The organism is Bacillus sp. CR71, from assembly GCF_003429245.1.
GTDB lineage: Bacteria > Bacillota > Bacilli > Bacillales > Bacillaceae_G > Bacillus_A > Bacillus_A thuringiensis_S.
In genome coordinates this window covers 472724-485781 of record NZ_CP031748.1, presented here as the reverse complement: position 1 = coordinate 485781, position 13058 = coordinate 472724, and the positions used below count along the sequence as shown (strand labels likewise).

Below are 13058 nucleotides of genomic sequence, written 5' to 3'. Positions count from 1 at the left end.
ATTACACCTCTACTCTATACTTTTCCATAAATATAACGCTGCATAACTGCAGTATGGTTCACACTCTTGTTTCACTTTTTCTAAAAATGCATCATCAGGTTTATCATCTAATTGAAATATACCTTGCACTGCACGCTGAATCCCAATGTCCGCTTTCGGAAACATATTTTTCCGTCCAATCCCAAACATTAAAAAGTTTTGCACTGTCCATGCACCAATTCCCCTAATTGGCAACAATTGTGCTGAAACTTCTTCTTCCGTCCCAGTTTCTATACTCGCTAAATTTAATGTACCACTGACAATACTTCGACCTAATCCTACTATATATTCAGCCTTTCGCTGACTAAATTTCTGCTCTCTCAATTCTTCTATTGAAATATTTGCTACTATTTCCGGAGTGGGGAAAAAGAATACACCGTTCTTCTCTGTTCCATACCGTTTCACAAATTGTTCTGTTAACACAGTAGCAAATTTCAAATTTATTTGTTGGTGAATGATACAGCGAAGAAGACAAGCAAAATAATCAAATTCTAAAATAATTGGAGTATAAGCATATGTTTCAAATAGTGGACGTAATGATGTGTTTAAAAAATGATTTTGTATATCTTGAAACGGTTCATTCCAATGAAAAATGGCCCTCATTCGTTTCATGACTTTCTCCGGATCTCCTGTCTGACTAGAAATCCAAAACTGTGGATTTTGAACAGTACCAATCCCTTGTAAGCGAACAACAACCTGTTCCTCTTCTATGCAAAGCGGGATATAAATGACTTTCTCATCTAATTGAATGACGTTAAGAGGATCAAAAGATAAACGTTTTAATACTTCTTCAAAATGATACGGATACTCTAACGTAACATGTTCGCTCCACATACGTTTCCCCATCCTTTTTACACATCATTATAGCATGAGAAAACCGTAAGCATACATGCTTACGGTTGATTGCTTTTTACTAAGTCATCTAGACTTTTAAAATGATACCCTTTCTCGCGCAAATCATCAATGATTTTCGCAAGTGCTTCTGCATTATCTTTTGATATTGCATGAAGTAATAAAATAGATCCTGGGTGAATCATCGTCATAACATTATTATGCGCATATTGCCATCCTCTTTGCTGATCCACTTTCCAATCCAAAAATGCAAGTGACCAAAATACATTATAGTAGCCCATTTCTTTCGTAAGAGCTAACGTTCTTTCACTAAATACGCCGCGCGGAGGACGTACATATTTCACTTCTTTTTGCCCAGTTACTTTTTTAATTTCTTCCGTTACACTCGTTAATTCTTCACGAAGCTTCTCATCATTTACCGCTGTAAAATCAGGATGACTCCAAGAATGATTTCCAATAATGTGTCCTTCATCCTTCATTCTTAACAATAAATCTTTTTGTGTTTTAATGTAATGCCCCGTTACAAAGAAAGTTGCTGGTACTTTTTTCTCTTTTAATACATCTAAGATTTTCCCTGTGTATCCATTCTCATATCCATTATCAAATGTTAAATAAATATCTTTTTTCTTCGTATCTCCTAAATAAAACCCGCCATTTTTTTGCAGTAAATCCGTATATAACTTTCCTGCATCTGGTACTGTTTCATTTTTAGGACGCGGGATTCCCCAGTTATGTGGAGTATTTGTATAAGCCAATGTTGAAACTGGAACAAGTGCCATCATAATTGAAAAAATGAGACCGATATATAACCATTTATATTTCATAAATAGTCTCCTTTCCATATATAATCGTACCTGTAGTTTCTGTTTCCTTACTTACTTTCATGCTGTGCATGTTTTTCTATATATACCAAAAAATGCATCTCGAAAGATTCGAGATGCATTTTTGTTTATTTAAATACCGGCTCTTTAAAGCTCGCTAATTTTTCAAGTGATGTTTTATCAACATCTGCATGTAAACTATTACCATGAGAGTCCATCGTTACAACTGCTTTAAAACCTTCAATGCGTAAATGCCACATTGCTTCTGGAATACCAAATTGTAAGAAATCAACATCTTCCACTTCTTTAATACATTCAGCATAATATTGCGCGGCACCGCCGATTGCGTTTAAGTACACGCCACCGTGTTCTTCTAAAGCCGCTAATGTTTTCGCACCCATACCGCCTTTTCCAATAACAGCGCGAATACCAAATTTCTTCATAATATCGCCTTGGTACGGTTCTTCACGAATACTTGTCGTTGGACCTGCCGCTTTAATTTGCCAATTGTCATTGTCATCTTTCACAACAACTGGACCACAGTGGTAAATAATTTGTCCGTTTAAATCTACTGGACAATCATTATCCATTAAATGCTTATGGATTGCGTCACGACCTGTATACATCATGCCATTAATTGTTACAACATCACCAACGCGAAGTCCACGAATTTGCTCTTCTGTAATTGGTGCTTGTAATACAATCTCACGTTGCTCTGTTTTTTCTTGTGCTTCATGCTGAAGTGTATCTTCACCTTCTTGATATAACCAATCCATAATTTCACCTGTTTCAGGATGGATTGTTACACCTAGGCGGCGATATGCCCAGCAATTATACGCCACAGATACGTAGAAGCTAGCTGGCAGGCGGTTATACACGCCAATTTTACAGCCCAGTAAAGTTGTTTCTCCACCAAATCCCATCGTACCAATGCCAAGCTTATTCGCATTTTCTAATACGTACTCTTCAAGTTGTTGTAACTCTGGTACTGGATTGACATCATCTAATGTACGGAATAATTGATTTTTTGCTAATTCATAACCTGATGTGCGGTCTCCCCCGATACCAACACCAATTACACCAGCACTACATCCTTGACCTTGTGCTTGGTATACTGCATGAAGAAGGCATTTACGAATTCCTTCTAAATCACGGCCAGCTCGTCCAAGTCCTTCTAGTTCACACGGTAAGCTATATTGAATATTTTTATTCTCACAGCCACCACCTTTTAGGATTAAACGTGCATCAATATAATCTTTTTCCCATTGTTCAAACTTAATAACCGGTGTACCTGGTCCTAAATTATTTCCACTATTGTCTCCAAAAAGAGAGTCAACAGAATTTGGACGAAGTTTACCATCTTTTGTCGCCCGCTCAAGCGCATTATAGATAGCTTCCTTCAACTTTAATTGATTCACACCAACTGGTGTATAAATTTTAAACGTTGGCATCCCTGTATCTTGGCAAATCGGTGAGATGTTATCATCAGCCATTTTAATATTATTTGTAATTGTGCCAAGTGCCATCGCAGAACGAGTCCCTACATTTTCTCGCTCTTTCGCTTGTTGAATCGCACGACGAACATCTTTCGGTAAGTTCGTTGACGTTTCAACAATTAGTTGATACATGCTTTCTTGAAGCTTTTCCATTGTTACTTCCCCCTCAATTGTGAACGCTACCAAAACGTTATGAGCTGAAAATTCCATTGTTATGCTCTTTAGCTTTTTATTTGTTTCACGCTATTAAAGAATAAATGAAATTTTTCACAACTTGATTATACCTCTTTTTCTATCGTCCTTCTATTATCCGCACAGAAAAAGGCTACCAAATTGGAATTGGCAGCCTTTTTAATATATTATTCGTCTTTTTTAAATTGCTCACATTTTAATTCTAATTCATCTAACATTGCAAGAAGACGATCTACATCTTCTAATTCTACTTCTTCAGGTTCAATTGTATCAATTACTTCAATGAACATATTTAAACGCTCTTTTAAATATACTAATTGTGTATCTTTATCTTGAATTGCTTTTCCCATGAAGGCACTCTCCTTTTAATTCGAGTTGCTTTTATTATACCGCAAAAATGATTGCTATGGGCATGAAATTTCACCAATTTTGTCACAGTCATCCACTATAATGTAAGCCCTCTCTCTTTTCATGCTAAAAAGTTTCACTTTATAAAAAGCACATATTCTTCTATTATAGAGAATGGACAAATTGTTATTTCAATAGTCAAAGGAGTATTTCATATGACGATATCACAAAAAATGAAGCCGATTACTCCTTCTTACGATCCATGGGAAGCGTATATGGACCTTGAAGAGTACGGCAAACTACTATTAACAAATGTTGAATTTACAACGACGACGTTATGCAATATGCGCTGTGAGCATTGCGCTGTTGGTTACACGTTACAGCCGAAAGACCCAAATCCGCTTCCGATGGATCTTTTATTAAAACGATTAGATGAGATTCCTCATTTACGTTCTTTAAGTATTACTGGCGGAGAACCTATGCTTTCAAAAAAATCCGTCGACAACTATGTAACACCACTCTTAAAATACGCCCATGAACGAGGCGTTCGCACTCAAATCAACTCTAACTTAACTATAGATTTAGCACGTTACGAACAAATTATTCCTTATTTAGACGTGTTGCATATCTCTCATAACTGGGGAACAATTGATGACTTCGTTGAAGGCGGATTTGCAATGATGGAGCGTAAACCTACTTACGAACAACGTGCAAAATTATTCGAAAAAATGATTACAAATAGTAAGGCTCTATCAGATGCAGGTGTACTTGTATCTGCCGAAACAATGTTAAACAAAAGAACTCTACCACATATTGAACATATTCACCGCCAAATCGTCGAAGAGATGGGCTGTAAACGTCATGAAGTTCACCCAATGTATCCAAGTGACTTCGCGAGTAATCTAGAGATTTTAACAAAAGCTGAAATTCGTGATGCGATTGAGCATTTACTAGAAATTCGCGATGAAAATGTATGGATGTTATTTGGAACTTTACCTTTCTATGCTTGTAGCGATGACGAGCGAGACATTGCCACATTTAAAAAATTACAAGAGAGCAAAAATGTAACCGTTCGTAACGATCCAGATGGCCGTTCTCGTTTAAATGTAAATATTTTCGATGGAAATATTATTGTGACGGACTTTGGTGATGTTCCACTTCTAGGAAACATACAAACAAACACATTACAAGAAGCATATGACAAATGGAGTGCTTCAAAAACAGCAAAATCATTAAGCTGTCACTGTCCTGCAGTAAAATGTCTTGGACCAAATGTTCTTGTAAAAAACAGCTACTATCCGACAGAAGATTTCTTATCAAAAACAGCAAACATTACATTATAAAAAAACGTCAGCTTATAAGCTGACGTTTTTTTATGTTATTGCGAGTGGGAAGAAGAAATGAATTTAAAAAATAAATGATCATGAATTGGAATCGCCGCTCCAATTCCTTGAGAAGTAATATTTTTCACAACAAGTCTTTTTTGATTTCCCTTTAATACAAGATACACTTCTCCAAATGTTACTTTTCCCTTTTCATTTACTGCTGGTGTATAAGCGTATAAATATCCGAGTTGACTCGGACTAATATTATACACACGCTCATGTCCAGTACCATAACCAATAGTTGTTTTAAACGAAAGGGGCAATTGTACTTTTTCAAGCGCTTTGAGAAGCATCATTTTTTTCACATCTGCAGCATCTTTCATATCTGCTGTTAAATCGCCTTCAACCGTCTTTTGTGTTTCTTGCTTATAGCGAAGTGGATATAAACGGTCTCCTCCGCGATTATCATACACATTTCGATTCACTTGTTTATATTCCCAATTAATCGATGTGTCTACTGATTCATAATGTAAAGCCCATTGACCTAAATAAATTTTTGCCCGGTACCCTACTGCAAGCGGCGCATTTGAAATTGTCGTTTCATTAAACATCCGAATTAAGTCTGGATTTTCAATTTTAATATTAGCTGTTTTCAATAGTTCTTGAGCAAACTTACTTGGCTGTAAACGTGGCAAATCTTGCGCATCATTTGGAAATGTATTGTCTTTTGAAATATTTAAAACAGATGAAGGCATTTTTGTTCCTACTGTTGTCTTTGCAAAACTCATGTTAGGAAATAATAAAATAAACGAGACCATAGTTGAAAGACATATGCTGTATACTCGTTTCACCTGTCTGGCTCCTTCCTATGTAAAGGTATATATACTACTTTGTTTATTGTTTTCTCTGAGCACAATTGTTATGCCTATTTTTCATAATAAATAAAAACCAATTCCCATAATGACATACGCCGCTAGTAAAGTGCCGCCTTCAAACCAGTTTGTATCTCCATCATTTGAAATCGCAATCGTTAAGAAAACGGCTGTAATCATAGATACAAGTTCTGGTATGGTAAATACTAAAGGCATCCTCTGCGCGAAGAACATAGATAGCAATACTAGTACAGGAGCAACAAACATGGCGATTTGTAATGTAGAACCTATTGCAATTTCGACTGCAATATTTACTTTATTTTTATAAGCCATAATAATTGCAGATGCATGTTCCGCTGCATTTCCAACAATTGCAACGATAATAACCCCTATAAATAATTCTGACCAACCAAATGATTTTGCAACAGTTTCAAAAGTATGCACGAGCGCCTCTGATACATAAGCTACCGCCAGTGTTGCTATCGCTAAAATAAGGAGTGCCTTCCCTTTCGACCACTCTGGCTCTTCTTCATGCGCTACTTCGTCACTTTTATGTTGATATACACCACGGTGCGTAACTAACTTAAATAGTAATGCAGCAATGTACATGATAATCATAATAATAGAAACACCTATACTTAATTGATACGTCTTGCCAGCGTCCATCTTCATTGAAAAAATCTCTGGAATAACAAAGGCCACGACAACAGCAAATATTAATAAAGCTGAATTATGCCTTGCATCGTAAACGTTAAAGCTTTGCCTTTTATATTTAAGTCCACCTACAAAGAAGGATAGTCCTCCTACTAATAATAAATTTCCAAGTACAGAACCCGTTAAAGAAGCTAACACCACTTCAATTAACCCTGCTTGAAGTGCAAAAATTGAAATGATAAGTTCAACAGCATTACCGAAAGTAGCATTTAATAATCCGCCTATTCTAGGACCAGATACAATTGCTAAACTCTCTGTTGCTCTCCCCATAAAACCAGCTAACGCGATAATCGTAATACAATACACAGCGAACATAATTGTTTCTGGCCAATGAAGTGTTTTTCCAAGTACAGATAGTGGTACACCTATAAGTGCTACTATAAGAAATATTTTATTAAACATGCTTTTCACCCTTCCATCGTATGTATTTCTCCTCAATATTATTATTATTCTTCTCCTAACTTGTCCGATTTCATCACAATTACGTTTAAAAAATCGACTTGAAGAAAACAGTATGAAAGATATTTAAATTATCTTGTTTAAACAGAGAAAATATAAATTAGGAAAAGAGGTAAAGAATATGCACTTAAAAGAGAAAATTGCAACTATTATCCAAGGACAACGTACCGGTGTATTATCCACAGTACGTAACGAGAAACCGCATAGTGCCTTTATGATGTTTTTCCATGAAGATTTTGTACTATATGTTGCAACAGATCGACAATCAAAAAAGATAACAGATATTGAACAAAATCCTAATGTCCATGTACTACTCGGACGAGAAGGAAAAAAATTAGATGAAGATTATATTGAAGTTGAAGGATTAGCTTCAATCGAGGAAGACTCAACATTAAAAAACAAGTTTTGGAATAATAGCTTAAAACGTTGGTTACTCGGTCCTGAAGACCCTAATTACGTATTGATAAAAATCAATCCCGACACAATTTATTACATCGATGGTGCCGGTACGACGGAGCCTGAGTTTTTACGACTATAAAATAAAACAAGCCCCCTTTAGGTGGGCTTGTTTTGTCGAAAAGTTCTTTTGAAAAAAACAATAAAATAGGTGGAACTTTCTAAAGATTCTGTTATATAATAGCAGTAACTTAAATAAACTGTATTAAAACAGATTGAGAGGAGAAATAAAATTGATGAAGAGAGAAGAACGCAAAAATATGATTGAGTTTATTGAAAAGAAGAAAGGGATTGAGCGTGACGAATTACTGTTTATGACAGACGATGAAGTAGAGCATATTTATAATGTAACGTACTTTTTATATGAGGAAATTGCAGAGTAGCATAATAATCCCCACCTTATTAAAAATATAAGGTGGGGATTATTTCGTTATTTAGCCCACTATTTGCGGGCAGTAAAACTCCCACCTTAAAATTCAAGTGGAGCAAGAAGTTAAGTTGGAGTCATGCTTCCTATAAACCTTAATTACTTCAACTTTATACATGAGAATCATTTTCATGTATAATACTGTAAGATTGGAGGGATTTTACTATGAGTTCGTGGCTCTTATTTGCACTATTATCAGCAATTGCTGCTGCCCTTGTATCGATTTTTGGAAAGTTTGGTTTAGACGGAATCGATGCAAACGTTGCAACAACAATTCGATCTATTATTATGGCATTATTTATGATAGGCGTTATTATCATACAAGGTAAATTTCAAAATATCGGCGACGTACTGCTAAATAAAAAAGCACTGCTATTTATCATATTAAGTGGGATTGCAGGTGCTTCTTCATGGCTATTTTATTTTCTTGCCCTCAAAACAGGAAAGGTTTCACAAGTAGCTCCTGTCGATAAATTAAGCGTCGTATTTTCTATCATTCTCGCTATGATTATCCTCGGTGAAAAGTTAAACTTTATGACCGGTGTTGGTGTAGTCTTTATTACAGCTGGTGTATTATTTATTGCTTTCAGCTAAAAAAACCGCTATTAGCGGTTTTTCTTTTTCTTTATGTAAAACCATACAACACATGTAACAACTGCTGAAATTAATAAAATCCATATTCCATAATGATGTAAACTATACTCAACGAAGCGCCACTTCTCGCCTAACTTCCAGCCAAGCCCAATAAAAACACTTATCCAAATGAGCGCACCACCGTAAGCGTACAAACAAAAACGCCAAAGTGTCAAATTTGATACCCCAGCAAAATATGCCGTTAAATGACGTACTCCCGGTATAAAATAACCAATCATTAAAAGAAATGGCCCATATTTTTCAAATAAAATATGTGTTTTTTCAATGTGATGTTCTTTAATTCTAATTTTCGGCCCATATTTCTTTAAAACAGGGAGCCCAAGTTTTAAACCTAATATGTAGCTTAACGTAATCCCTAACATCGCACCAGCCATCCCACTTAAAAAAGCAGCAGTTCCTGACATAACTCCTTTTGAAACATTATAACCAATAAAGGTCAATAAAAACTCGTCTGGTATCGGTAATCCGACAATCCCACCAGCCAAAGCTATAACAATTCCAAAATAGCCATAATGCGCGATTAACTCGCCAATATGTTGTTCCATTCGGAAGACACATCCTATGCACGATCGTTATTCCACATTGTACCCTTTCTATCTTTAAGGCAAACATGGTATACATATTCACTATACATTGTTTTTATAATGAACTCTACTTCTATTCTTTCCTTTAACAGAGATAAAGTGAAACTTTAATCAGTGGGGCTTTTCTTCATCCTCTACTAATTATTAATCTACGCCAATCTTGCTTCTACAGACATCCCGACTCCCACATAACTCACTTACATTCACCAATTTTGAGAGTAGATTCTTACTGCCCGCAAATGACCCGATAAAAAATAAAAATTCATATGCGTGTTTTTTTGTTACAATAAAGGAAAGTTACTTTTCGCAACGGTTTAACTCTCAAGAAAAATGATATATCTAGCAAAAACATAGTTTGGTCTATATAATGCAACTTCTACCTATTAAAAGAACATGAACCCTTTTACATACAACATCATTTTTCTAAATTATACAGGGGGGAACGAACATGACCATTGAAAATCAATTTATTCAAAAAGTTTACTATAAAACATTTTTAACAGAAGAAACTTCTACTCCTGCATCGGAAGTACTCGGTGAAGCATATATAAATGAATCTAAAAATGAATTCTCCAACATTTCTAATATTCGATTTGCTCAAGGTGAATTTTATTATCAAAATAAAGATTTTGAAGCAGCTATATTTAAATGGGAAAAAGTAAATAATGCTCTTGCACTTTGGGCAACAAAAAATATTGCAGATGCTTATTTTGAACTAGGATTTTTACCAAAGGCAGAAGAAATTTATCAATCCATTCAAACAGAAGATACAACTCTTACGATGGAGGTTTCCTTACAACTTCTTTCTCTTTATATCGAACAAGATCGTTTAGGACTTGCTTTTAAGACGATTAGTGAAGCTGTTGCATTCCAACCGGATTACCCAAATATTACTGCAATTGCACGTTCTTTCTATGAAAAACAAGAAGATTGGAACAACGCTATCGAACTAGCTGTTCAAGAAGGTATTCGAACACAATCTTTACACTGGTTTGATACGTTAATAAATTACATAAATAAAGGATTTACAAAAAATATTAAGCCTGAATATTTCTATGAGTCTTTAAAAGCTCTATATGCTGTTGATCAAGCTCAATTTAAAGAACTTGTTATTGCTCTTTGGAATAGCTATCAACATGAATCCTTATACCTTCCTTGGATTCAAAGTATTAATCATTTATTCTTGCATATTGAAACAGACAATAATGACGATTGGAATGAAATTTCTACTCGCTATCAAGAAACATACTTTGCATTAATTACCGGAAATCATTTTATGCATGAATTAAACGGACTTGTACCAAATTTATTAACAAATTGGTTCAGTTTAACGAAAGCAAAAGATTCTCTAGTTGTCTCTGCAGCAGTGTTAGCATGGAATGAAGTCTCACCTACAACTTTAGAATCATTACTCGTAAAAAGTGCTGGATCCTTACTTTCTAATACATCTGCTGAAGCAGATGTAAATATGGAAACAGTTTCTCATTTATTCGAAACAATCGCTGTGTGGGCTGAGAAAAATGATGTAGATTTAAGTCATCAATTTACGCTACTCGTCCATGAACTATGCGATTTAAATGTCACGCCACTACTAATAGCTGGAACTAGTGACCATGATAAAACATCATTTGTTAATTCAATATTAGGAGAGAACATCTTAAATGAAACTTTAACAACTCCTATTCTATTTAAAGACGCTAGTCAAACTGAAATAACAGAATTTACCGCGTTAGATATACGAAGTATCCCTAACCTTAATGAATTCCATCAAATAACGGCTACATCTGCTCAGTCGGAACTTGAGAAAAGATGTATAGAAATTAAGCTACCAAGTAGGTTTTTAAGAAAAAATAAGTTTACATTTCTTATTACACCATCCATTCAAGGACAATTGGATAAAAACAATGCATACTTTGAATACTTACAAGCAGCAGATAGTCTTGTTTACGTATTAAATTCTTCTTCACCATTGCATAGTGAAGAAATTGATACGTTAATTTATTTACGTGAACAAGTATCAAACTTACAAATTCACTTCGTATTACACACAAATAATACGACTACTAATGAAAAACTAATTAGTAAACTTAAAGTGCATTTTCCAGATGCACAATTCTTCCCATACTCTCCTTCGCAAGAGAGTAGCCAGCAACTTGGAGATGTAACAGAATCTATTCTCTCTAATCTTGCAAAACGCGATATAGAAAAAGAACGTATAGAAAAGCTAATATGGTTTACGCAAAAGACGATTGCTTATCTCATAAACGAACGTGTGGAATTAGAAAATACATTAGTAAAATCCGTACGCTGGAATAAACACATCTCAGTGAAACTTACTGGATTTATTAATAACCTTACTGCTCTTGAAAAAGATAAAATTCGCTCTATTACCGAATCCTATCTTTTAACGAAAGAAGAAATTACACGAGATATACATTCTCAAATTCCTGAATTATTACAGAGCTGCTCTGATCTTGTTCAAGAAGATAGTGATTTCAAACTAGTTCATGAAGAATTAAATGCTGCAATGAATGAACGAGTTCAAAAGCATGTACAACAGGTACTTCTTCCTAAATTTACTGGGTCTATTCAAGAATGGATTGAAACAGCACATAATGAATTTATTCAAGCTCAAGCTTATTTAGATGAAATGAGTGAAACATTTAATAAATTATATAAAGAAGAACGTATGAAACTTCCTTGCGATTTCAAATTATTAGATGATTGGAATCGAGATGTTGTACGAATGACAAATCGAATTACAGTAACAAACATCAATATTTTATTACGCTTTACACCGACACAGTTTTTCTTAAAAAGTGCCGGAAAATTATTTGGTAATATGCAAAAAAACCAATCTATGCTCGCCAACAAATATAAACAATATATTGAAACAGAAGACTATACAGAAATTGCTCACACAATTTCAAAACAATTCTTCCTACAATTTGAAGTATTTGAAGGGGCATTAGAACGCGATATCATGATGTTCTTTAAAGATCCACTTAGCATATTGAAACAAAATGTGGATGCAGCTCAACTTGAGATACAGGAAGATGAACAAACATTAGCAACGCTAAGAAGCAATCCAGAAACATATCATGATCCTTTAGCGTTATTTAAACTACAATTGCTACAACATAAATTCGTTTTAAGTACTACAAAGAAACATGAAGATATCTTTGTATCTAACGAATCTCCTACTGTTTAACAGAAAAACCAAGCAAACTAAAATTTGCTTGGTTTTTTTACTTTATTATTTTCATATGTTCAAACGGATAATAAATGCCTGCTAACTTTCCTAACACATCTTCTCTATCAATAAAACCTAAACCATTTCTACTATCTTTACTTATTAGGCGATTATCTCCCATAACAAAAATCTTATTTTTAGGAATTGTAATCGGTCCAAAGTCCTCTGTTAAATTCATAAGTTTTTTTTCTGCTTGTTTTTTATTACTATCCAAATACTCTTCATCTTTCACTTCAGAATTTACATATAATTGATCATTTCTCATCTCAATAATATCTCCTGGCAATCCAATCACTCTTTTGACATAAAAATTATCTGTTTTCACAACAATAATGTCTTCTCTCCCATAGCTTTCAAATTGTTTTGCTAACTTATTAACAATCACCTTATCTCCATCTTGCAACGTCGGCCTCATGGATGCTCCTTTTACAGTCGTAGGGAAAAACACAAAAATTTTCGCCAAAAACACCAATAAACATGCAATTGCAATCGTTCCAAAAAATTCACGCCAACATTTTTTCCTTTGCATCATTTCACCATCTCATCATCTTTTTACTTTTATTATA

At 34.6% G+C, this 13058-nt stretch carries 13 protein-coding genes; 5 read left to right on the top strand and 8 right to left on the bottom strand.

The genetic code is table 11. The features are described from left to right. Window positions 1-9: 9 nt before the first annotated feature. The 4 genes from DOS87_RS02520 to DOS87_RS02505 form a co-directional block, all read right to left on the bottom strand. Window positions 10-873: a DNA-3-methyladenine glycosylase family protein gene (locus DOS87_RS02520; protein ID WP_000269427.1), complete on the bottom strand. Its 864-nt coding sequence runs from the start codon at window positions 871-873 to the stop codon at window positions 10-12. Between the two features lie 59 nt (window positions 874-932). Then, window positions 933-1715 carry a delta-lactam-biosynthetic de-N-acetylase gene (pdaA, locus tag DOS87_RS02515; RefSeq protein WP_000875970.1) on the bottom strand — a complete coding sequence of 261 codons (783 nt, stop codon included), beginning with the start codon at window positions 1713-1715 and terminating at the stop codon, window positions 933-935. A 125-nt stretch (window positions 1716-1840) separates the two neighbouring features. After that, window positions 1841-3361: a class I fumarate hydratase gene (fumA, locus tag DOS87_RS02510; RefSeq protein ID WP_000413535.1), complete on the bottom strand. Its 1521-nt coding sequence runs from the start codon at window positions 3359-3361 to the stop codon at window positions 1841-1843. A 206-nt stretch (window positions 3362-3567) separates the two neighbouring features. Beyond that, on the bottom strand, window positions 3568-3750 hold the full coding sequence (locus DOS87_RS02505) for an SE1561 family protein (protein ID WP_000513558.1): 183 nt from the start codon (window positions 3748-3750) through the stop codon (window positions 3568-3570). Window positions 3751-3963: 213 nt separating this feature from the next. Here DOS87_RS02505 and yfkAB point away from each other — a divergent pair, with 213 nt between their 5' ends. Then, window positions 3964-5091: a radical SAM/CxCxxxxC motif protein YfkAB gene (yfkAB, locus tag DOS87_RS02500; protein ID WP_098578067.1), complete on the top strand. Its 1128-nt coding sequence runs from the start codon at window positions 3964-3966 to the stop codon at window positions 5089-5091. Between the two features lie 35 nt (window positions 5092-5126). Here yfkAB and DOS87_RS02495 read toward each other — a convergent pair whose 3' ends face one another. Next, window positions 5127-5924, bottom strand: a complete 798-nt coding sequence (locus tag DOS87_RS02495) for a YfkD famly protein (RefSeq protein WP_002083605.1) — start codon at window positions 5922-5924, stop codon at window positions 5127-5129. A gap of 81 nt (window positions 5925-6005) precedes the next feature. After that, window positions 6006-7061: a calcium/proton exchanger gene (gene cax, locus DOS87_RS02490; protein ID WP_000482131.1), complete on the bottom strand. Its 1056-nt coding sequence runs from the start codon at window positions 7059-7061 to the stop codon at window positions 6006-6008. Between the two features lie 178 nt (window positions 7062-7239). Between cax and DOS87_RS02485 the strand changes: the two genes are divergently transcribed. From DOS87_RS02485 to DOS87_RS02475, 3 genes are all read left to right on the top strand, one after another. After that, window positions 7240-7656 (top strand): pyridoxamine 5'-phosphate oxidase family protein, encoded by a 417-nt coding sequence (locus DOS87_RS02485; RefSeq protein ID WP_000550220.1) that lies wholly within the window; start codon window positions 7240-7242, stop codon window positions 7654-7656. A 154-nt stretch (window positions 7657-7810) separates the two neighbouring features. Next, window positions 7811-7957, top strand: coding sequence for a BH0509 family protein (locus tag DOS87_RS02480; protein WP_000817786.1), 147 nt, complete (start codon window positions 7811-7813; stop codon window positions 7955-7957). Between the two features lie 209 nt (window positions 7958-8166). After that, on the top strand, window positions 8167-8595 hold the full coding sequence (locus DOS87_RS02475) for an EamA family transporter (RefSeq protein WP_098578068.1): 429 nt from the start codon (window positions 8167-8169) through the stop codon (window positions 8593-8595). 11 nt (window positions 8596-8606) lie between these two features. On the opposite strand, the gene DOS87_RS02470 is transcribed toward DOS87_RS02475, so the two are convergent. Next, window positions 8607-9200, bottom strand: a complete 594-nt coding sequence (locus DOS87_RS02470; RefSeq protein ID WP_000434870.1) for a DedA family protein — start codon at window positions 9198-9200, stop codon at window positions 8607-8609. 487 nt (window positions 9201-9687) lie between these two features. Between DOS87_RS02470 and DOS87_RS02465 the strand changes: the two genes are divergently transcribed. After that, a complete protein-coding gene (locus tag DOS87_RS02465; protein WP_000151407.1) occupies window positions 9688-12450 on the top strand; it encodes a tetratricopeptide repeat protein in 2763 nt (920 codons plus the stop codon). Window positions 12451-12487: 37 nt separating this feature from the next. Here DOS87_RS02465 and lepB read toward each other — a convergent pair whose 3' ends face one another. Next, window positions 12488-13024 carry a signal peptidase I gene (gene lepB / locus DOS87_RS02460; protein WP_000983696.1) on the bottom strand — a complete coding sequence of 179 codons (537 nt, stop codon included), beginning with the start codon at window positions 13022-13024 and terminating at the stop codon, window positions 12488-12490. Between the last annotated feature and the right edge of the window lie 34 nt (window positions 13025-13058).

Coding starts and splice junctions, on each gene's coding strand:
- DOS87_RS02475 (WP_098578068.1), top strand. CDS start 8,167: ATGAGTTCGTGGCTCTTATTTGCACTATTATCAGCAATTGCTGCTGCC.
- DOS87_RS02485 (WP_000550220.1), top strand. CDS start 7,240: ATGCACTTAAAAGAGAAAATTGCAACTATTATCCAAGGACAACGTACC.
- DOS87_RS02505 (WP_000513558.1), bottom strand. CDS start 3,750: ATGGGAAAAGCAATTCAAGATAAAGATACACAATTAGTATATTTAAAA.
- DOS87_RS02520 (WP_000269427.1), bottom strand. CDS start 873: ATGTGGAGCGAACATGTTACGTTAGAGTATCCGTATCATTTTGAAGAA.
- yfkAB (WP_098578067.1), top strand. CDS start 3,964: ATGACGATATCACAAAAAATGAAGCCGATTACTCCTTCTTACGATCCA.
- DOS87_RS02465 (WP_000151407.1), top strand. CDS start 9,688: ATGACCATTGAAAATCAATTTATTCAAAAAGTTTACTATAAAACATTT.
- DOS87_RS02470 (WP_000434870.1), bottom strand. CDS start 9,200: ATGGAACAACATATTGGCGAGTTAATCGCGCATTATGGCTATTTTGGA.
- fumA (WP_000413535.1), bottom strand. CDS start 3,361: ATGGAAAAGCTTCAAGAAAGCATGTATCAACTAATTGTTGAAACGTCA.
- lepB (WP_000983696.1), bottom strand. CDS start 13,024: ATGATGCAAAGGAAAAAATGTTGGCGTGAATTTTTTGGAACGATTGCA.
- pdaA (WP_000875970.1), bottom strand. CDS start 1,715: ATGAAATATAAATGGTTATATATCGGTCTCATTTTTTCAATTATGATG.
- cax (WP_000482131.1), bottom strand. CDS start 7,061: ATGTTTAATAAAATATTTCTTATAGTAGCACTTATAGGTGTACCACTA.
- DOS87_RS02480 (WP_000817786.1), top strand. CDS start 7,811: ATGAAGAGAGAAGAACGCAAAAATATGATTGAGTTTATTGAAAAGAAG.